This window comes from Arthrobacter sp. 10N43, assembly GCF_056394525.1.
On record NZ_JBFTIA010000017.1, the window covers coordinates 1 to 20225 of the forward strand.

Annotated in this window: 18 protein-coding genes and 1 pseudogene; 6 read left to right on the plus strand and 13 right to left on the minus strand. The window is 67.4% G+C overall.

The genetic code is table 11. The annotated features are described in order from the left end of the window. A pseudogene (locus AC1DDO_RS20625) lies at positions 1 to 255 on the plus strand (gfo/Idh/MocA family oxidoreductase); the annotation flags it as partial. Between the two features lie 111 nt (positions 256 to 366). Here AC1DDO_RS20625 and AC1DDO_RS20630 read toward each other — a convergent pair. The 3 genes from AC1DDO_RS20630 to xylA are packed head-to-tail and all read right to left on the minus strand — an operon-like array spanning position 367 to position 4190. Beyond that, the gene (locus AC1DDO_RS20630; protein WP_476972642.1) at positions 367 to 1446 is read right to left on the minus strand and encodes a Gfo/Idh/MocA family protein; all 1080 of its coding nucleotides are present in this window, start codon (positions 1444 to 1446) and stop codon (positions 367 to 369) included. Beyond that, positions 1430 to 2980: a xylulokinase gene (locus AC1DDO_RS20635; protein ID WP_476972643.1), complete on the minus strand. Its 1551-nt coding sequence runs from the start codon at positions 2978 to 2980 to the stop codon at positions 1430 to 1432. Before AC1DDO_RS20635 ends, AC1DDO_RS20630 begins: the two co-directional genes overlap by 17 nt. 19 nt (positions 2981 to 2999) lie before the next feature. Then, positions 3000 to 4190, minus strand: a complete 1191-nt coding sequence (gene xylA / locus AC1DDO_RS20640) for a xylose isomerase (RefSeq protein ID WP_476972644.1) — start codon at positions 4188 to 4190, stop codon at positions 3000 to 3002. 327 nt (positions 4191 to 4517) lie between these two features. On the opposite strand from xylA, the gene AC1DDO_RS20645 reads away from it, so the two are divergent. Genes AC1DDO_RS20645 through AC1DDO_RS20655 form a run of 3 tightly spaced genes read left to right on the plus strand, consistent with a single transcriptional unit; the run spans position 4518 to position 7940 of the window. Then, positions 4518 to 5726 carry an FAD-binding protein gene (locus tag AC1DDO_RS20645; protein WP_476972708.1) on the plus strand — a complete coding sequence of 403 codons (1209 nt, stop codon included), beginning with the start codon at positions 4518 to 4520 and terminating at the stop codon, positions 5724 to 5726. A gap of 10 nt (positions 5727 to 5736) precedes the next feature. After that, positions 5737 to 6975: an ROK family protein gene (locus AC1DDO_RS20650; RefSeq protein ID WP_476972645.1), complete on the plus strand. Its 1239-nt coding sequence runs from the start codon at positions 5737 to 5739 to the stop codon at positions 6973 to 6975. A 2-nt stretch (positions 6976 to 6977) separates the two neighbouring features. Then, on the plus strand, positions 6978 to 7940 hold the full coding sequence (locus tag AC1DDO_RS20655; RefSeq protein WP_476972646.1) for an aldose 1-epimerase family protein: 963 nt from the start codon (positions 6978 to 6980) through the stop codon (positions 7938 to 7940). Positions 7941 to 8017: 77 nt separating this feature from the next. On the opposite strand, the gene AC1DDO_RS20660 is transcribed toward AC1DDO_RS20655, so the two are convergent. After that, on the minus strand, positions 8018 to 8776 hold the full coding sequence (locus AC1DDO_RS20660) for a DUF4386 family protein (protein WP_476972647.1): 759 nt from the start codon (positions 8774 to 8776) through the stop codon (positions 8018 to 8020). 241 nt (positions 8777 to 9017) lie between these two features. Here AC1DDO_RS20660 and arfB point away from each other — a divergent pair, with 241 nt between their 5' ends. Then, the gene (gene arfB, locus AC1DDO_RS20665) at positions 9018 to 9440 is read left to right on the plus strand and encodes an alternative ribosome rescue aminoacyl-tRNA hydrolase ArfB (protein ID WP_476972648.1); all 423 of its coding nucleotides are present in this window, start codon (positions 9018 to 9020) and stop codon (positions 9438 to 9440) included. Between the two features lie 146 nt (positions 9441 to 9586). On the opposite strand, the gene AC1DDO_RS20670 is transcribed toward arfB, so the two are convergent. The 3 genes from AC1DDO_RS20670 to AC1DDO_RS20680 all read right to left on the minus strand — a co-directional run bounded on the left by AC1DDO_RS20670 (position 9587) and on the right by AC1DDO_RS20680 (position 12829). Further along, the gene (locus AC1DDO_RS20670) at positions 9587 to 10483 is read right to left on the minus strand and encodes an SDR family oxidoreductase (protein WP_476972649.1); all 897 of its coding nucleotides are present in this window, start codon (positions 10481 to 10483) and stop codon (positions 9587 to 9589) included. Between the two features lie 155 nt (positions 10484 to 10638). Then, a complete protein-coding gene (locus AC1DDO_RS20675; protein WP_476972650.1) occupies positions 10639 to 11634 on the minus strand; it encodes a Gfo/Idh/MocA family oxidoreductase in 996 nt (331 codons plus the stop codon). A 1-nt stretch (position 11635) separates the two neighbouring features. Continuing rightward, positions 11636 to 12829, minus strand: coding sequence for a Gfo/Idh/MocA family protein (locus AC1DDO_RS20680; RefSeq protein WP_476972651.1), 1194 nt, complete (start codon positions 12827 to 12829; stop codon positions 11636 to 11638). Positions 12830 to 12959: 130 nt separating this feature from the next. Here AC1DDO_RS20680 and AC1DDO_RS20685 point away from each other — a divergent pair, with 130 nt between their 5' ends. Next, the gene (locus AC1DDO_RS20685; RefSeq protein ID WP_476972652.1) at positions 12960 to 13991 is read left to right on the plus strand and encodes a LacI family DNA-binding transcriptional regulator; all 1032 of its coding nucleotides are present in this window, start codon (positions 12960 to 12962) and stop codon (positions 13989 to 13991) included. 11 nt (positions 13992 to 14002) lie between these two features. On the opposite strand, the gene AC1DDO_RS20690 is transcribed toward AC1DDO_RS20685, so the two are convergent. The 6 genes from AC1DDO_RS20690 to AC1DDO_RS20715 form a co-directional block, all read right to left on the minus strand. Next, complete coding sequence (locus tag AC1DDO_RS20690; RefSeq protein WP_476972653.1) at positions 14003 to 14608, minus strand: DnaJ family domain-containing protein; 606 nt, start codon at positions 14606 to 14608, stop codon at positions 14003 to 14005. A gap of 141 nt (positions 14609 to 14749) precedes the next feature. Further along, positions 14750 to 15982, minus strand: a complete 1233-nt coding sequence (locus tag AC1DDO_RS20695) for an ADP-dependent glucokinase/phosphofructokinase (protein ID WP_476972654.1) — start codon at positions 15980 to 15982, stop codon at positions 14750 to 14752. 8 nt (positions 15983 to 15990) lie between these two features. Next, positions 15991 to 16851 carry a ketose-bisphosphate aldolase gene (locus AC1DDO_RS20700; RefSeq protein WP_476972655.1) on the minus strand — a complete coding sequence of 287 codons (861 nt, stop codon included), beginning with the start codon at positions 16849 to 16851 and terminating at the stop codon, positions 15991 to 15993. 54 nt (positions 16852 to 16905) lie between these two features. Next, positions 16906 to 17748: a carbohydrate ABC transporter permease gene (locus AC1DDO_RS20705; protein ID WP_476972656.1), complete on the minus strand. Its 843-nt coding sequence runs from the start codon at positions 17746 to 17748 to the stop codon at positions 16906 to 16908. Position 17749: 1 nt separating this feature from the next. After that, positions 17750 to 18697 carry a carbohydrate ABC transporter permease gene (locus tag AC1DDO_RS20710; RefSeq protein ID WP_476972657.1) on the minus strand — a complete coding sequence of 316 codons (948 nt, stop codon included), beginning with the start codon at positions 18695 to 18697 and terminating at the stop codon, positions 17750 to 17752. A gap of 72 nt (positions 18698 to 18769) precedes the next feature. Next, positions 18770 to 20062 carry an ABC transporter substrate-binding protein gene (locus AC1DDO_RS20715; protein WP_476972658.1) on the minus strand — a complete coding sequence of 431 codons (1293 nt, stop codon included), beginning with the start codon at positions 20060 to 20062 and terminating at the stop codon, positions 18770 to 18772. Positions 20063 to 20225: the final 163 nt, after the last annotated feature.

Genomic DNA, 20225 nt, shown 5'->3' on the forward strand with positions numbered 1-20225 from the left:
GCCGACGGCCCCGACGCCGGGTTCCGCAAGATCCTCGTCACCGAACCCGAACACCCCTACACCGGGAACTGGTGGCCCACCGGCCACGGCCTGGGCTACGAACACCTCTTCACCCACCAGGCCGTCGACCTCATCCACGCCATCGCCGACAACCGGCCGCCCTCACCCTCCTTCGCCGACGCCCTCCAGGTCCAAAAAGTCCTCGCCGCCATCGAAACCAGCGCCGGCAACAACAGCCACTGGCACACCCTCTGAGAACCACGGGTGTCCCTTCCCGACAAGACAACAGCGCATGCGGGCGTGAACCACGCCCGCATGCGCTGTTGTCTTGTGGCGCCGGAGGCGCTGATCTGAACTGGTCCCGGGCTAGTCGGAGGGGTACGTGATTCCGGCCTGCCGGCGGACTTCATCGAGCAGCGACATGGCCATCAGCGAGTCGTCCAGCGGCATGGTGGGGCTCTCCGTCAGTCCGAGTTGAAGGCAGCGGATCACCTCGCGCAGCTGGTAGGTGTACCCGTGTCCCGCGGGCACAAAGGTCTCCAGCCGGGTCTCTCCCGAGCCGAACGTGAGGGCCAGCTCCGTCGGGTTGAACAGCGGCGCGTTGCACCGCAGCATGCCGTTCGTGCCGGACACCGTGGCTGTCTGAGTCGACACGGTGGTCAGCGAGACGAGGAACTGGGCGAAGGCCCCCGAGGAATAGGAGAGGATAACGGCGGTTTCGGCATCCACGCCGTCGCCGTTGACGTGGGCCGCGGCCGTCAGGGACTGAGGCGCCCCCAACGCAATGAGTGCCCAGGTCAGCGGATAGACGCCGACGTCCAGCAGCGCGCCGCCGCCTGCCGCCCGCTGCCACAGCCGGGCCCCCGGAAACCGGGGCGCGGGGAAGCCAAGATCCGCCTGGACCGACCGGACCTCACCCAGTTCACCGGAGGCGATGATTTCCGCCGCACGCTGCATGCTGGGAAGGAATCGGGTCCAGACGGCCTCCATCAGGAACAGCCCCTTGCGTCGGGCCAGCTCGGCCAGGACAGCTGCGTCCCGCGCGTTGAGGGTGATCGGCTTCTCGCACAGSACGTGCTTGCCGGCCTCGAGCGCCGCCTTGGCCACGGCGAAGTGGCTGGCGTGCGGCGTGGCGACGTACACGATGTCGACGTCGGGATCCTGGATCAGCTGGACGTATCCCGGAAGGCCGCCGTCGTCGTCTGAGTAGGCGCGGCGGAAACCGTGCCGGGCGGCGAACTCCTCCGCGCCAGCACGGGACCTGGAACTGACAGCATGCAGGACCGCGTCCGGCAACAGGGCGAGATCGCTGGTGACAATGGACGCGATCCTGCCGGTGGCGACCACGCCCCAGTGGACAGGATTGCCGGAGTCGCGGAGGGGATCCTGATGGCTGGAGGCAAGCAGCGGCGTTCCGGCCAGCAGCGGCTCAGTTGCCGGAGTCAATGTGGCCGCACGCCCTCAGGTAATTCTGCCGAATGAACGGCTGGAAGTCCGGGGCCGGCGCGGCGTCCACCGCGACCGGCCACTCCGGACGGTTGCCGTGGTGGGCCCACGCGGCCTGGACAGCAGCACCCCGCGCCACGTACTCCCCCGGACTGGGGACCACTACGGGCAGGTCGAAGACCTGGGCCGCGATGGCCTGCACCGCCGGGTTCTGCACGGCACCGCCGATCAACAGGAGGCGTGTTGCGGCGCCGCCTTGCGCCCGCAGGGAGTCCAGCCCGCCGGACAGGCCGCACAGCATGCCTTCAATCGCTGCCCGGGCAAGGTTGCTCCGCGTGCTGGAGGCAATGCTGAGCCCGTGGAAGCTGGCCTTGGCGTGGGGCAGGTTGGGCGTGCGCTCACCTTCGAAATACGGCACCAGCACCACGCCCCCGGCGCCGGGTTCGGCGTCCAGGGCAAGGCGCGAAAGTTCGTCGAAGTCCACACCCAGGATGCCTGCCACGGAGCTGAGCACCCGTGCGGCGTTGAGCGTGACGGCGATGGGCAGGTACTCGCCGCTGGCGTCCGCGAATCCCGCCACCGTTCCGCTGGGATCGGCGACGGCGCGGGACGCCACCGAGAACACCGTGCCGCTGGTGCCCACGGACACCACCACGTCCCCCGGCTGCGCTCCCAGTCCCAGAGCGGCGGCCGCGTTGTCCCCGGCACCGGCGCCCAGCAGGATCCGGTGCCCGGACGCTGCCGTGCCGGATCCCGCTGCCGTGCCGGGCAGGTCCGCCGTGCCCGGCAGGTCCGCCGCTTCGCGTCCGAAGCAGCCGGGGTGGATCGATCCGGCGGAGTCGCCGGGGCCAAGAACCCGGGGCAGGACTACGGTTCCCGGTTCCCCGGGCCCGGCGTTCCCGGCTGCTTCCCTGGCGTCCCGGCCGAAGGCCAGCTTGAACAGGTCAAGGTCGTACTCCCCGGCCGAGGGGCTCCAATAGCCCGTTCCGCTAGCATCCGAGCGGTCCGTCGTGAGCTGCTCCAGGTCCGGGCCCAGCGGGCTGGAGGCTGCCGGGCCGTAACCGCGGAGCCGCCAGGTCAGCCAGTCATGGGGCAGCGCGACGGCCGCCACCCGGTCCGCCAGGTCCGGCTCGTGCTCCCGGACCCAGCGGACCTTCGTGATGGTGAAAGAGGCCACCGGGACCAGCCCGGTCCTCCGAGCAAAGTCCTCCGCCCCCACTTCGCTGGTAAGCGCGGCCGCGGCCCCGGCCGATCGGGTGTCGTTCCACAGCAGCGCCGGCCGCACCACCTCGCCGGCGTGATCCAGCAGCACCATGCCGTGCTGCTGGCCCCCCACCGAGAGCGCGCTGACGTCCGCCAGCCTGCCGGCGTCGTCAAACGCTTCTGACAAAGCCCGCCACCAGTGGTCGGGGTGCACTTCGGTGCCGTCCGGGTGGGCGGCACGGCCTTCGCGGACCAGCGTGCCCGTGCCGGCGTCCAGGACCACCACCTTGCAGCTTTGGGTGGAGGAGTCGACGCCGGCAACGAGTGTCATGGGAGCAGCCGTCACGAGATCAGCGGGCGCCGAGCAGGTGCTCGATGAAGAGCTGCTGCAGCTTCACGAAGCCGAAGCCCTTGCCGCCGAAGTAGGCGTCGGCGTCGAAGTCCTCGTAGGAAGCGCGGTCGGCACGCAGCTGCTCGTAGCCCTCGCCCGGGTTCAGCGTGGGTTCGTTGATTTCGGCCACACGCGAGGCCTGCAGGGCCGCCTGGACCTCGGGGTCGGCGCGGAAGGCCTTGGCGCGCTCCTTGAGCAGCAGGTAGGTCTGCATGTTGGCGGCGGCGGAGTCCCACACGCCGTCGATGTCCTCGGTGCGGCTGGGCTTGTAGTCGAAGTGGCGCGGACCGGTGTAAGCCGGACCGCCGTCGAGACCGCCGTTTTCCAGCAGGTCCACCAGGGAGAACGCGTTCTGCAGGTCGCCGTGGCCGAACACCAGGTCCTGGTCGAACTTGATGCTGCGCTGGCCGTTGAGGTCGATGTGGAAGAGCTTGCCCTGGTAGAGGGCCTGGGCGATCCCGTGCGTGAAGTTCAGGCCGGCCATCTGCTCGTGCCCGGTTTCGGGGTTGATGCCCACCAGTTCGGGGCGCTCGAGCGTTTCGATGAAGGCCAGGGCGTGGCCCAGGGTGGGCAGCAGGATGTCGCCGCGGGGTTCGTTGGGCTTGGGCTCGATGGCGAACCGGATGTTGTAGCCCTTGTCCGTGACATAGTCGCCGAGCAGGTTCACGGCCTCGCGGTAGCGTTCCAGGGCGCCGCGGATGTCCTTCGCAGCGTCGTATTCGCTGCCTTCGCGGCCGCCCCACATGACGAAGGTTTCCGCACCGAGCTCGGCCGCGAGATCGATGTTGTCCAGCACCTTGCGCAGGGCGAAGCGCCTGACGCCGCGGTCATTGCTGGTGAAGCCGCCGTCCTTGAAGACCGGGTGGCTGAACAGGTTGGTGGTGACCATCGGCACGATCATTCCGGTGGCCTTCAGCGCGCCCGTCAGCCGGTCGATTTCGCGCTGGCGGTCGGCGGCAGAGCAGCCGAAGGGAAAGAGGTCGTTGTCGTGGAAGGTGATGCCGTAGGCGCCGAGGTCGCTGAGCCGGTTGACGGCCTCGACCGTGTCCAGCGGCGGGCGGGTGGCGGAGCCGAACTGGTCCTGGGCCTCCCAGCCGACCGTCCAGAGGCCGAAGGAAAACTTGTCTTCACGGGTGGGCTGAATCGTCATTGAATGCTCCGAGGGTAGATGTGTTGCCGGGGGTTCAGAATGAATTGTTCTACACACAAACATATTATGGATTTCTGTGGTGTCAACCACACTCCGATGAAGACTTCCGAAAACTGGTCCGCTCCCTTGCGAAGATTCACAGGGGATTTCCGTAGCGTTTTGCGGAAGCGGCTGTTATGTTGTGAACAACAGCAAATAGTGCCGCCGATGAAGCACGAACAGGCATGCACATAGCCAAAGGGGCCCGGAGTGAAGGATTCAACCGTGATCGACCAGCTGGCGATCGAGCGCAACTGGGCGGGAAACTACGGCTACCAGGCGGCGAAAATGTTCCATCCGGCCAGCGTCGCCGAGCTGCAGGAAGTCGTGGCCGGCGCCGGAAAGGTCCGCGCGCTGGGGTCCCGGCACTCGTTCAATGACATCGCGGACACCGCCGGGACCCTGGTGGTGCTGGACAGGCTCGACGCCGGCATCAGCATCGATGCCCAGTCCATGACCGTCAGCGTCAGCGGCGGCACACGCTACGGGACGCTCGCGGCGGAGCTCCAGCGCCACGGCTTCGCCCTGCACAACCTCGCCTCCCTGCCGCACATCTCGGTGGCGGGAGCCGTTGCCACCGCCACGCATGGTTCCGGCGACGCCAACGGCAACCTCGCCACGGCCGTGGCGGCGCTCGAGCTGGTTACTGCCGATGGCACGGTGGTCTCGGCCCGGCGCGGCGATCCCGACTTCGCCGGCATGGTGGTGGGACTGGGCGCCCTGGGCATCGTGAGCCGGCTGACCCTGGACATTGAGCCGAGCTTCGAGATTGCCCAGAGCGTCTTTGAAGGCCTCGACTGGGACCAGGTCCTGGAAAGTTTCGACGCGCTGACCTCTTCGGCCTACAGCGTGAGCCTGTTCACCGACTGGAGCGGGCCGTCGGTGGGCCAGGCGTGGCTCAAGAACCGCACGGACCGGGCCGTGCTGCCCGCCGGGTTGCCGGAATTCTTCTCCGGCACGCCGGCCACCCAGGCCCGTCACCCGCTGCCCGGCGTGTCCGGAAGCAACTGCACCCAGCAACTCGGCATTCCCGGGCCGTGGGCTGACAGGCTCGCGCACTTCCGGATGGAGTTCACCCCCAGCAAGGGCGACGAGCTGCAGAGCGAATACCTGATCCCGCGGGAGCACGCCGTGGAGGCCCTCCGCACGATGCGCAGGCTCTCCGGCGTGGTCACTCCCCTGCTGCTGGTCGGGGAAATCCGGACCATCGCGGCAGACGAGCTGTGGCTCAGCCCCAACTACGGCCGGGACGGGATCGGCCTGCATTTCACCTGGCGGCAGGACGAACCGGCGGTCAGGGCAATCCTGCCGCTCCTCGAAGCGGAACTGGCCCCGTTCGGCGCCAGGCCGCACTGGGGCAAACTGTTCCACGCCAGCGCCGCCGGGCTCGCCCCGCTGTATCCCCGTTTTGCCGACTTCACCGCACTGGCCGGCCGGCTCGATCCGGCCGGAAAATTCCGCAACGCCTTCCTGGACCGCACGGTGTTCGGCCGCTGATAGTGTCACGATGATGCCTCCACGTACCCCTGTTTCCGCCGCGGCCAGCGAGCCGGACCCGTCGCGCCGCAATAATTTGTCGCTGCTGACTTCCCTCGTCCATCACCACGGCGTCCTCAGCCGCGCCCAGCTGACGCGGCAGACGGGGCTGAACCGCTCCACCGTCGGCACGCTGATCGGCCAGCTCGTGGCCCTGGGCGTGGTCTATGAAACGGCGCCGGCCGGTGAGGGGCAGGTGGGCCGGCCCAGTCCGGAGGTCCATCCCAGCCCGTCGGTTGCGGCGCTGGCCGTCAATCCGGAAATCGACGCCGTCACCATCGGCCTGGTCAGCCTCGGCGGGAAGGTGCAAAAGAAGATCCGGTTCGCAACCGAACGGATCCCCAGCGCCCGGGAAGCGGTGAACATCGCCTCGGCTGTGATCGCCGGGATGCGCTCCGAATTGGATGCCTCCTACCGGATCACCGGCATCGGCGTGGCCGTGCCCGGCCTGGTTAACCGCGACGACGGCGTCGTGCGGCATGCACCGCATCTGGGCTGGCGCAATGAACCGGTCGCCCGGATGCTGGGTGAGGCCACGGGTTACCCGTGCCAGGCCGCCAACGACGCCTCCCTGGGCGCCGAGGCCGAGATGATTTTCGGGGCGGGCGCCGGGCAGGGGAACCTGATCTACCTCAACGGCGGCGCCAGCGGCATTGGCGGCGGGATCATCTCCGACGGGCAACTGCTCAGGGGCGCGTCCGGCTACGCCGGGGAACTCGGCCACACCTTTGTCCGCTCCGGAGGCACCACCTGCCACTGCGGCGCCACGGGCTGCCTGGAAACCGAAGTGTCCCAGTCCCGGCTCCGCGAACTGGCCGGCTTGGGCAGCGGCGACGCCGCCGACCTCGAAGAGGCCCTGGCCAGCAGCAACGCCGCCACGGTGAACGACGAGGTGGCGCGCCAGCTTCTGTATCTGGGCATCGCGCTCCGCAATGCCGTGAACATTTTCAACCCGGAGGCCATCGTCCTGGGCGGTTTCCTGGGGACGCTGCATGCGCTCGCCCCGACGTCGTTGAACGAAGCGCTGCTCTCCCAGGCCCTGGACGGCCCCGCGGGCCAGGTGAAGATCTACCGGGCGGCGCTCGGTTCGGATCTGATGATGATCGGAGCCGCGGAGCTGGCCTTCGCACAATTCCTTGCCGATCCCGCGGGCATCGGAACCGCCACCGTGCCATCACCAGGACGCGCACCCGCGTCACAGACAGGCTGACCATGCAGAACCAAGCAGTGCAGAAGCAGGCCATCTCGCCCATGGGCGAGCACTACGAACTGCAGGCAGCGTTGGGCGGCCGCCGCCAACGCGCGGTCGTGACGGAAATCGCCGCGAGCCTGCGCGCCCTGGAGGTCGACGGCGTCGACCTCCTGCAGGACTACCCCGCCGCGTCCGCACCGCCGTCGTGCGCGGGCTGGGTCCTGGTGCCGTGGCCCAACCGCGTGGCGGACGGAAAGTGGACCCATGACGGCGCCCCGCAGCAGTTGGCGATCACGGAACCGGCCAACGGCAACGCCCTGCACGGTCTGCTGTCCGGTGCCGCGTACAGTGTCGCGGGCCGCACGGCCGACAGCATCACGCTGGCCGCCGATGTCACCCCCGCACCGGGCTACCCTTTTGAACTCGCGACAACGGTCCGCTATCAGCTCACGGCGGACGGGCTCCTCGTCATGCACGGCCTGACCAATACGGGCAGCCGGTCCGCCCCGGTCGCCGTCGGGGCCCATCCCTTCCTCAAGCTGGGCACCGTCCCGACCGAAGACCTGAAACTGTTCATCAATGCCGAGACCCACATCGAAGTCGACGAACGGCTGAACCCGACCGGCGCCACCACAGCTGTCGGCGGGACGCGGTATGACTTCCGGGCAGGGCAACGCGTGGGCGCCGTCGACCTCGATGACGCGTGGGGCGACGTCCGCCGGGAACCGGACGGCAGCTCGCGGCACTATCTCGAAGCCCCGGACGGCAGCCAGGTGCAGCTGTTCATGGATGCATCCTTCGGCTATGTGCAGTCCTTCACCACCCGAATCTTCCCCGGCGACGGCGGCGGCCTGGTCACAGCCGTCGCCGTGGAACCGATGACGGCTCCGGCCAATGCCTTCAACAGCGGTGAGGGCCTGCGCTGGCTGGCCCCCGGCGAGACATGGCACCTCAGCTGGGGTATCCGCTACCGGCTGCCCTAGCCCGGTTCGCAGCCCGCCGAAGTCGTCGGAAACCTGCGAGTTCGCCGGAATTTTCCGGCGAACCGGCAACGTTCCGGCTACTTCGGCCGGGCCTTGCCGAACCATGCGCTGGCCAGAAGCCACAGGGTCCACACAAGGATCAGGACAATCCCGGCAAGTGTCGGGATGGTATTCGCCGGGGAGAAGCCTTCGGCGCCGATGATCCAGCCCTGGGCAAGGTACGCAAGTCCGGACAGGGCCATGAGGTAGCCGATCAGCCGGGCGACGCGTCGCGCCCCGACAACCACGGTGCCGGTCAGGAGCAGGGCCGCGCCCAGCACGAAGCTCTGGTAGCTGCGCATGCCCCACTCCAGCCAACGGATGCCCTCAGCGGTCGCGAACCGGGCGGATTTCTCCGGTTCCGCGGCGGCGGCCCAGGCGTCCACTGCGTGCTTGAGGGCAACCCCGTCCACGGCTTGGAGGGCTGCATACAGGGCCAGCGCGACGACGGCCGCCGCCGCGCCGAAGCGGGCCGTCCAGGCCATGGCGCCGTCCGGCGCTTTCAGGACCACCAGCAGGACCAGCAGCCCTGAAATGAGGAGCGTCATGCCGGCGAACTGGCCCAGGTGGACGGCGGTCCAGATGCCGCTGCGGGCGTATTCGGCGAACGTCGCCGCGTGGTCGTTGGCATTGGCCGTGTCGGCATGGAGCAGCCCGGCGACGACGGACACCGCGAAGCCGGCAATCGCCAGCGTGGCCGCGAGGCGCAACGGCCCGCGCGACGGCGGCAGGCGCCCTGGTTCGTCCGACGCCGCCAGCCGGGGGCTCGGACTGTCTGCCGTGCCAAACTCTTCCATGGGAATCGCCTGCTTCGTGCTGGCGTGCAGGGCGCGATGCGTGCGCCTATGCGCAGGCTACGCCGGTCGTGCCCGCGAAGCCACGGTCTGGCACCTCGCACCCCGAGCCTCGAGCCCGGCGCCCCGAGCCCGAGCCCGGCGAGGTCGCCGGAAACCTGCGAACTCGCCGGAGTTTTCCGGCGAACTGGCAGCTTTCCGGCGACTTCGGCCGTGCGCGCCAAAATCGTGCAACGCTTGGTGCATGGACTTGGAGGTATCGCCCGCGCTCACGATTCCCGCGTCGGAACTCGGCTGGCGGTTCTCGCGATCGTCCGGGCCGGGCGGCCAGCACGTCAACACTTCGGACAGCCGGGCCGAGCTCTCGTGGAACGTGGCCGGCTCGGCGGCGCTATCGGAGGGCCAGCGGCTGATGCTGCTCGCCCGCCTCGGACCACGCCTGATCGCAGGGGTGGTCACCGTGACCGCCTCGGAGCGGCGTTCCCAGCTGCGGAACCGCGAAATCGCCCTGGCCAAGCTCGCCGACCTCGTGGCGGAGGGCCTTGCTCCCGGAGCCGCCCCACGCCGGCCTACCAAGCCCACCCGGGGCTCGAACCGCCGGCGCCTCGCCGCCAAGGAACAGCGGGCGGCGACGAAGCGGCAACGGCAGCGGCCTATCGCCGAGTAGCGCCGCCCAGCAATTTTGGGCAGGCCCGCGTCCGGTTACCGGAAGGCGCGTTGGACGACGACGGCGGGACCTCCCTCCGCCGTCGTCCGTGATCCGGGCGTCTCCCGTCCGAGCGCATCGTCACGGCACCACCAGGGCTTCGCTCCTCAGTGGCCCAGCCGGGCAGCGAAGCGGGCGATGGCGTCTTCCGGGGTTGGCACGGGACCGAAAACCTCTGCCTGGCGGCTCGTATTCGCCACGTAGCGTCCGGTATCGAACCAGGCCGCCATGGCTCCCATGTCGCTCATGAGCGGGGCGGACTTTCCCGCAACCTTGCCCACGGTGCGAAGCACTCCGGCGGGCATGGCCAGGACCCTGATCTTCTTGTCCGCCACTTTGGACGCCAGGGCGGCGCCTTCCCGCATGCTGATCGGGCGAGTCCAGCCGATATCGATGCGTTCCCCATCGGCGACGTGCGCGTCGACGGCCGCGGCGAGGTAGGCCGCAAGGTCGCTGGCCAGCACGAACGTCAGCGGGACGCTTTTAGAGCCGAGCCAGATGATGCGGCCCTTCTCGAACGGGTCACCGCCCATCAGGGCGACCTGGTCGAAAAATGCTCCCGGCCGCAGCGCGACGAAGGGGACCCCAAGTTCTTCGAGTTTGTCCTCGGTGAGCTTCTTGTGCCAGAAATGCGGCACGCCGGGTGTCTGGTCACTGGTGAGGATGCTGGTGAGCACGAAGCGTGGCACCCCGGCTTTGCTGGCGGCGAGGGCGAGATTGGTGTTGCCACGCGTGTCGATCTCGTGGGCGTTCTTGTTCTTCCCGGTGTAGCCGGCCGCCGTCGTGATGACCGCGGCGGTTCCGGTCATGGCGGAGACGAGCGAATCGAGGTCGAGCATGTCGCCGCGGGCTATCTCGACGCCCTTGGCCTGGAGTTTTCCTGCGTCCGAGGCCGGGCGGACGAGCGCGCGCACTTTCTTACCGTTGGCGAGAAGCCGGTCGACCACCTGGCCGCCGAGATGTCCCGTTGCGCCGACCACCAGGACAGGTTCCTGTTCAGACATTGGTGCTCCTAGCTGTTCTCTTCGCGGAAAGACCCAGTTAAGAGCAGGGTAGTCCGTTCCGCCTGGGCCGCCACCTTTCGTCGGTGAGCACGGCGGGGCCAGCCCCGCGGCCGGCCCCGCTGTCCTGTCCCGTGCCCCGCCGTGCGAAGACAGTCCTAGTACTCGATCGGCTCGGACCGGCCCGTGTGCAGGGAGCGTGTGGCGGCCTCCGCGATGGCCTGGGCCTTGAGCCCGTCATCGAGCGACGGCGTCGGGGCAGTTCCGCCCGCTACCGCGGCAACGAAGTGGTCCAGGGCCGCCGCGTAGGTGGGCTGGACGCGCTCGAACCACCCGGGGTGCAGTCCGTCGTCCACCACCTGGCCGGCGCTGTAGCGTGACACGGCTCCGGTGCGGCGGCGGCCGGCCTCGACCAGGCCGGCGGAACCCATGACCTCGATCCGCTCGTCGTAGCCGTAGCCCGTACGCCGGGCGCTGTCGATCTGGACCAGCGCCCCGGTGGGCAGCCGCAGCGTGACCGCGGAGGTGTCGACGTCGTCGTACTCGGCCAGGCGGGGATCGGCCAGGGCGGACCCCACCGCGAAGACTTCCACCGGGTCCAGTCCGGTGAGCCAGCGGGCGAGGTCGAAGAAGTGCACGGTCTGGTCCCGCATCTGGCCGCCGGAGGTGGCGATGTAGGACAGCGGCGGGATGGACGGTCCCCGGGTGGTGAGCTGGAGGAGTTCGACGTCGCCGATCCCGCCGGCGTCGATGATCCGCTTGAGTTCGGCATAGTCGCGGTCGAAGCGGCGGTTGAAGTCGACCATGACCGGCACGGCGCGCCCGGCGGCGTGGGCGGCCGCCTCCCGGGCCCGGTCAAGGTCCAGGTCAATCGGCTTTTCGCACAGCACGGCCAGGCCGGCGTCGGCGGCGCGGACCAGGTGCTGGGCGTGGGTGTCCGTTGAGGAGGCGATGAACACCGCGTCAATGTGTTCGGGATCGAACACCTCGTCCAGATCCGCGGCGGCGCGGGCTCCGTGCGTGTAGGCCAGGGCCTTGGCCCGGTTCTGGTCGATGTCATAGACCCGGGAGAAGTCGACGCCGGGATGGGCGGCGAGGTTGGCGGCGTGGACGGAGCCGATGAAACCGGCCCCCAGGAGGGCGAAGCGCAGCATGTCAGTGTCCTGTCTCGTGGAGTTCGTAAAGGGCCGACTTCGGCGTGATCCAGCCGGCGTCGTTGGTGTGCGATGCGGCCACCGCTTCGACGAACTGGACGCCGATCAGGCCGTCGCGGCCGGTGGGGAAGCTCAGTTCGCGGGCCGGGAGTTTTGTGCCGTCGCGGCGGGCGCGGAGCACCTCGGCGAGGTCGACGTAGAAGTTGGCGAAGGCCTCGAGGAAGCCCTCGGGGTGGCCCAGGCCCACCCGGGTGAGGCGGGTGGCGTCCTCGGAGAGCGTGCTGAGCCCCTGGGTGAGGATGGTGGTGGTGCCGTCGAGGTCCTGCAGCGTGAGGTGGTGCGGGTCCTCGTGCTGCCACTCGAGGCTGCCCTTTTCGCCGAAGACCCGGATGCGCAGGCCGTGGTTGTGTCCGGTGGCGGCCATGCTGGCCCACAGCCGTGCCGGCACGCCGCCCGTGAGGTCCATTTCCACCGTGGCGTGGTCGAAGACGCGGCGCTGGGGCACGAGGGTTTTCAGCCGTGCGGAGAGCCGCTCGGCGTCGAGCCCGGTGATGTAGCGCAGCAGGTGATAGGCGTGGGTGCCAAGGTCGCCCACCACGCTGGGGAAGCCGGCGACGTCGGGATCGGTGCGCCAGGACGCCTGCTTGTGCCCCAGCAGTTCCAGCGGCGTCGTGGCCCAGCCGGAGGCGTGTTCGACGTCGACAAACGTGACCGCGCCGAGCCAGCCGTCGCGCACCAGCCGGGCCGCGTGCCGGACCATGGCGTAGGCGGAGTAGCAGTGCGGGACGGCGAGCACGGCGTCGTGCTCAGCGGCGATCCGCACCAGTTCCGCGGCTGTGGCGGAATCTTGCGTCAGGGGTTTTTCGCAGACCACCGAGATCCCGGCTTCCAGGAAGGCGCGGGCGATCTCAAAGTGGCTGTCGTTGGGGGTGGCGACGGCCACGACGTCGACGCCGTCCCCGCGGGCGGCCTCGGCCCGCGCCATCTCGCCGTAGCTGGCGTAGGCACGGTCATCCGGGATGCCTAGTTCCGCGGCGAGGGCGGCCGAGCGGCCGCGGTCCCGGCCGAACACGCCGGCCAGGAGGTCGAACTGCCCGTCCAGCCGCATCGCGTACCGATGCGTCTTGCCGATGTCGGCGCCCGCGCCGCCGCCGACCATCCCGGCGATGAGCCGCCCGGACTGTGGTGCACTCATAACTATTCCTCACTGCTGGACATCTGCTTGGATGACTACTTGGACAAACACTTGGACCGGTCCATAATGGACGGTGTCGGGATCACTCGTCAACCCCTTATGCTGGGACGGCATCCACAGGAGGAGCGTCATGAACCACCCGCCGGCCCCCGGCCCACCGCCCCGCCGGCCCACGATCCGCGACGTCGCCGAGCGCGCCGGAGTGTCCAAGTCCCTCGTTTCCCTGGTGCTTGGCGGGTCCTCCAACGTCGGCGCCGGTCGCCGTCAGGCTGTCCTGGACGCGATGGCCGAACTCGACTACAAGCCCAACCAGCTGGCCCGCGGGTTGTCGAGCCCGCACAGCGGCACCGTCGGCGTGCTGCTGAACGACCTCCGGAATCCCTGGTTTGTCGAACTCCTCGAGGGCCTGAGCGCGACGCTGCACGCGGCCGGCGTCTCCCCCGTCCTCGTCGATTCCTACACCGACCACCGGGTGGGCCGCCGCTCCGTGGACACCCTGCTCGAGCAGCGCATCGACGGCCTCGTCGTCGTCGGCACCACACCGGAAGAGGCGGCCCTGGAGGCCGCCATCGCCAGCGTGCCAGTGGTCCTGGCCGGCACCCGGGAGCCCGCGCTGCCCGGCGCGGACATCGTGGTGGACGACGACGTCTCCGGCGCCCGCCAGGCCGCCGAGCACCTCATTGGACTTGGCCACCGGCGCGTCGCCCACCTTCAGGGTCCCGGCGAGATCGGCCGGCTGCGGCGCGAAGGCTACGAGGATGCGATGCGGAACGCCGGGCTTGCCCCGTGGGTGGTGGCCGGCGGAATGAGTGAGGAAAGCGGGTACGACGCCGCGCGCCGCCTGCTCGCGGGACCGCAGCGGCCCACCGCGATCTTTGCCTTCAACGACCTCGCCTGCATCGGCGCGCTCTCGGCCGCCGCCGACCAGGGCCTGTCCGTGCCGGGCGATCTCTCACTGGTCGGCTACGACAACACGTATCTCGCCCGGATCCGCCACCTGTCCCTGACCTCAGTGGACAACGGCAACTTCGCCGTGGGCCTGCAGGCGGGCAGGTTCATCCTGGAACGGCGAGAACACCGGGATCTTCCGCAGCGCCTGCACCTCGTTCCGACGCAGCTGGTGGTGCGCGGCTCCAGCGGGCACGCCCCGGCCGGTGCCTAACCGGCCGGCGCTTAACCCGTCCCGTTCCAAAGCTGCCGCCACCAGGACTGCTTCGGCGCCGGCTCGGGCGGGGCAGCGGCGGCCGCGGCAGCCCGGCGCCCCCGCCAGCGGTCCAGTTCGACGTCGACGTCGCGCGTCTTGGTGACCACAGGCGGCCCGCCCTGGAGCTGCCGCCGGGCGTCGATGACCCGGGCGTTGAAGTCCGCCACGATTTCGCGCACCTGCTTTTCGCTGAACTGGGCGTCGAGCCGGGCATCCAGCTCGGCGTCCTCGGTGCGGAGCAGGATCGCTTTCGGGCCCAGGCCGGAGATGTTCTCCCGCTGGATCAGGCCCTTGACCCACCAGTCCGGGTCATACGCCTCGCCCAGGCCAGGAATGGGCTTGCCGGCGTACTTGAGGTTGTCGAACTTGCCCTGTGCCATGGCGTCGCGGATCAGGTACTCGGCCTTGGCGGCATCGTCGATCCGGGCGCGCTTTTGCCGGAGTTCCTCCTCGGCGGCGTGGAGCGCGTCATTCTCCTGGGCAGTACTGCCCGAGGCCCGCACCGCCCGGAGTTCCGCGGCACGCTCCACCCGGCGCCGGAACGCACTGCTGGAACCACTCACGCCGCTGCTCATCAGCCACCACCGTCCTCCGCCCGGAATCGCGGATCTGCCTTTCCAGTATGAGGAACGGCCCGGTGGTGGCAAAAGGCCTGCCGGGATTTCGTTCAGGGTTCCCGCACTGGGTGAAGCACGGGGGCCCGGCTCGTCGCCGCGTCAAGCCCCCGAGGAGGCGGGAACGCTTCGAGCCCCAGAGGAGGAAGGCACCGTGCCCAGCGCGGCAATGAATCCGCCAACGAACGAATCACCCAGGCCGATGGTGGTGGGGACGGCCGGAGTGAGCGCCAAGGCCGGAAGGCACCGGACCAGGGGCGCCAGCCGTTCCTCGATCGCCGTGCTGAATTCCGCTCCGGCAGGGTGCGTCGGCATCCGCGCCACGGCGTGGTAGTCGGCGGCGGTGAAGTCGTCGCCGTGGCAGAACCGGGTGCTGGCCATGGTGATGCCTCCGCGGAGGCTGGCCGTGAAGCTGGCAGCCTCCTGGCCTAGGGCCGCAGACCAGTACTTGGTGTGGACAATGAGTGCCCTGGCGGGAACCACGGCCCGGAGCTGGGTGAGTGCGCACTCCATCTCCGCGGCGTCGAGGAGATCGAGCTCGCGGCCAAGATACGCCTGCATTTCATCCTCGTTCAGGCTGTAGACGTCCACCATCGCCGCCATGGCATCCCGGACGCGGTCCCCGAATTCCGGGAGGTGGAAGCCCGCGTCCTCGTAAACCACCCGGGCGCCTGGGCCGAGTCTCCGGATCAGCCCGCGCAGTTCCTGCAGCCGTTCCTCCAGCGCCGAGGGATCATTCATGACGTTGAGCCCGGAGACGAGGAAAACGTCAGCGGTCCCCAGCAGCCCGCCGAGCTGATTACTGAGCAGCATTTCGGTGTTCGGAGGGTCGTTGGTGTAGATGACCCGGTTGGGGTAAGGCGCCGCCAAGACCACATCGCCCACCCGGACGGCGTCGCCCTGGCTGAACTGGACGATCAGGTGCGGGTCGGTCGAGTCCCCCGGCGCGCTGCACACATACTGGCAGCCTGCCGGCAGCAGCCGCCGGACGTCGTCGTCGATGCTGACCAGATGCACAGTGCTGGGGACTCCAATCTTGGACATGGCCAGGGCCGCCCTGACCGGGGTGCCGCCCAGCGTGACACGTTTCTCGAACCGGGCGGCGAATGCCTCGACGACGTCGGAGGAGGCGATGAACCGCTCTCCCCCGACGCCGTCGCGCAGGAATGCGAGCAGGGTGAGCGTCAGATCGCGCTCGGTTTCGACCGGAATCGTCCGGGACAGCTCCTCCGGCCGGATCCCGTAGGACGCCACCAGTTCATCCATGACGGCGGAGTCCCACCTGATTTCATAGTCGACCGTTCCGCCGAGCCCCAGCACCACATTCTGCGTCATGGCCGTGCTCAGTACAGCTTTGCTTTGCCCGCGGCGTCGAACAGCGCAATCTTGTGCGCCGCGACCACCTTCATGGCCGCGATCGACGGCGGCTGGATGGTGTTGGGTTCGCGCACCCCGGCGTCGGCCAAGACCTCACGCATCTTCTGGTGGTAGGCCACCTTGATGTCGCTGGAGATGTTGATCTTGTTGACGCCGAGCTTTACGGATTCGCCGATCTCGCTGTCCGGGTTGTTGGAGCCGCCGTGCAGGACGAGGGGGACGTTGACGGCGTCCTTGATCTCGCGGAGCAGGTCCAGCTTCAGCTCCGGTTTCATGTGCGCCGGGTAGATGCCGTGGCAGGTGCCGATCGCGATGGCCAGGCTGTCGACGCCGGTCTCCTCGACGAAGCGAACGGCGTCCGCAGGTTCGGTGTAGACGATTGTCGCGGTGCCGTCCTCAGCTTCGTCGTCGGTCTTGCCGATGGTGCCGAGTTCGCCTTCCACGGAGAGGCCGACGGCGTGGGCGGTTTCCACGATCTTCTTCGTAATCGCCACGTTGTCCTCGAACGGGAGCGTGGAGCCGTCGATCATGACTGAGGTGAAGCCTGCCTGGATGGCGGTCAGGACCTGCTCGTAGGTGGCGCCGTGGTCGAGGTGGATCGTGACGGGGACGGTGGAACGGTGCGCCCGGGAAATGATGGCCGGCAGCATGTCGACGCCGATGTGGCTAAGTTCGTCCGGGTGGATGGCGATGATCACGGGCGCCTCCAGCTCTTCGCTGATCTCGAACACGCCGTTCATCATGGCGTAGTCGCTGATATTGAAGGCCGGGACTGCGAAGTTATTGGCGTTTGCGACGTCGAGCATTACTTTTCCATTTACCAACATTGTTTGTTCTTCTTTCTTGGTTGACCCACGATGGGCGGCTTGGTTGAGAGCTATCTACTTGACGGCACCGGAGGTCATGCCGCCGATGAAGTAGCGCTGGAAAAACAGGAAGAGGATGAGGATGGGGATGCAGCCGAGGATGCTCATCGCCATCATTTCGTTCCACTCGTAGGAGTTTTGGCCCATGAGGAGCTGGATGCCGATGGGAACGGTCCGCATGTCCGGGGTCTTGGTCAGCGTCAGGGCGAACAGGTACTCGTTCCAGGCGATCATGAACGTGTAGATCCCGACGGAGACGATCCCGGGTACGGAGACGGGAACCAGGACCCGCCACAGCGCCACCATATGGCCGGCGCCATCGATCTTGACGGCCTCGTCCAACTCCCTGGGAAGGGTGTTGAAGTAGCCGGTCAGCATGATGATCGCGTACGGAAGGGTGAATACCATGTAGGTCAGGATCAGGCCCTGGTAGGAGTTGAAGAGCTTCAGGAAGACCATGAGGCCGAAGTACGGCACCAGGAGGGTGATCGGCGGGACCGCCTGGACGCTGATGATGACGATGTTCAGCGTGCTTTTGAAGCGGAACTCGAAACGGCTCAGGGCGTAGGCCGCCATCAGCGCAACGACCAGGGTCAAGGCTGTGACGGTCAGGGACACCACGTAACTGTTGATGAAGAACCGGACCTTCGTGGGGTCTCCGAAGATGGCACCGTAGGCCCCGAAGGAGAAGTTCTCGGTGATGATGCGAGGCGGGAACTCGAAGATCTCGGTATTGGATTTGAAGGAACTTAGCAGCATCCAAAGGACGGGGAACCCGGCGAACACCGCGCCGGCACAGAGCGCCAGGATGATGCCGATTTTGCTGGCCTGTTCGCGGCGTTGTCTCGTGGTCATCATGTCAATCACGCGCCTTTTGGTAGCGGACGTAGAAGAAGGCCAGCACCATGGAGAAGACCAGGATGATCACGGCGCTGGCGGCCGCCATAGAGAAGTTGTAGTCGCTGAACGCCAGCTTGTAGGTGAACGTACTGAGCATTTCCGTGGAGTTGATCGGCCCGCCGCCGGTTGTCATCCAGATGAGCGCGAATTGCTGGCTGGTCCAGATCAGGTCGAGCAGCGCCATGCTGATGATGATGGGGCGCAGCTGCGGAAGGGTGATGTTGACGAACTGCTGCCAGGGGTTGGCCCCGTCCACCCGCGCGGCCTCGTAGAGATCCTTCGGAATGCCCTGCAGCCCGGCCAGGAGACTGACCATGAAGAAGGGGTAGCCCGCCCAGATGTTGATGAACGTGACCGCGAGAAGCGCAGTGTCGCGGGACGCCAGCCACTCGATGGACGTGGTGGAAAGCCCAAGCTCCATGACCAGGAAGTTGATGATCCCGTTGGGGCTCAGCAGGAGCCGCCACAGGATGGCAATAATCGCCACCGTGAACAGCCACGGCATCACGTAAATCACGCGGAAGATCGCCCTGGTGAAGGACGTCAGGAACCGTGTGTTCAGCAGCATGGCGAAGACCAGGCCAAGTACCAGGTGCGCGGCCACGCTGACCGTTGTGAAGAAAACGGTGTTGGTGATTGCGGTGTGGAAGACCTCGCTGCCGAGGACTTCGGCGTAGTTGCTGAAGCCGACGAATTTGGGGTTCTTCTTGGTGATGACGTTGTCCATCACCGAGTACCAGATGACCATCGCGATCGGGATGAGCATCAGGACGACGATCAGGAGCACTGTCGGTGAAAGGAACCCGTACGGAACCAGGTTGATCCTGCGTCTGCGCGCCAACGGGAGTCCAGGACCGGGACCGGTCCCGGTTCCCTGCACCGGTTGTTTTTCGGTTGTGAGAACCATGTCTACAGCTTCCTGGGGTCGGGCCGCGCCAGGTTTTCGAACCTGGCGCAGCCCGGGTCCCGGTAGGTTGGGCTAGAACTTCTGCTTCCAGGCGTCCTGGGTCTTGCTCAGCATGTCGTCGACCGACTGGTCTCCGGAGAGCGTCTTCTGGAACTGCTCGGCGAAGCTGCGCATGAGTTGCTCTGCGACCGGGAGGCCCACAAACTCGTTGGCGGGGTAGCCGCTCTTGTAGACGTCGAACGCGGTCTTGAACAGCTCGTCCTTGCCGGTGAAGTCCGGCGTCGCGTTCTTGTTGCCGGGGAAGGCGTTGGCGGTGGTGGCCAGTTCGCCGTTGATTTTCTCGCTCATGAGGAACTGGATGAGCTTGAAGGCCTCCGCCTTGTGCTGGCTGTTTTCCGCGACGCCGATGCCCCAGGAGGCGTACGGGATGCCGCGCTTGCCGCTAAAGCCGTCGGCCGCGGGAACAGCAGAAATGCTGAACTTGAGGTTGGGGTTCTTTTCCCGGATGGCCGTGATGTGGGCCAGGGAGTCGATCATCATGCCCACGCGGCCGTTGGTGAATTCCTCCACCTTGTCCTGCTCCTTCATGGTGAAGGAACCGGGGGCGATCGCTCCCGCGTCCCACAGGCCCTTGACGTAGTCGACGGTGCCCGTGATCTCGGGTGAGGTCAGGTCCGGCTTGCCGTCCTTGAGCATGCTCTGCCCGGACGCCCAGGCCCACGACATGACATCATTCTGGACGCCGTTCGGAGCTTCCAGGGACAGGGGCATGACCCAGCCCTTGGCGTTGCCGCCCAGTGCGCTCACCGCTTTGGCTGCGGCGGCGAACTCGGTCCGGTTGGCGGGGGCCTTGGTGACGCCCGCCTTGGCCAGCAGGTCATTGTTGCTGAACATGGGGTACACGAAGTTCAGCACGGGGAGCATGTAGGACGCGTCTTCAACCTTGACCTGGCTGGTCAGTTGGTTCTGGTCATAGCCGGCGTCGGTCATCAGCTTGCCGAGGTCCGCGATCGCCCCCTGCTTGGCAAAGTCGCTGATCCACGCGCCGTCGAGGCCGACGACGTCGGACATGGTGCCGGCCGCTGCCCCGGCCACCACCTGTTCCTTCGTGGAGGCGTATGGCCCGCTGAGGAGCTTGACCTTGATGCCGGGATTCTGCTGCTCGAACTGGTCCATGAGCTGCCGAAGCGATCCTGCCGGAAGTTCCGGTTCCCACCATTGCGCGAATTCGAGGGTGACATCGCTGCTTGCCGATGTTCCGCCGCTTCCGGCGTTTGCCCCCGCACACCCGGCGATCAAAGTGACGGCCGCTGCAGCCGCAATTGCGGTTACTACGCCGCGTTTGACTCGAGCATCCTTGCTCATAACTCTCCTATCAAAGAGTGCCTATTTACGCCGGTTGTTGCATTTTCCTGCAAACTTGTGCGCATATCTGCACAGTAATCCACGTCACATCGCGCGTCAACAAGTGCCCGACAACTGCCCAATTGCTACGTTTTTGAGGCTTGGCCGCACACTCTTGCGGAAT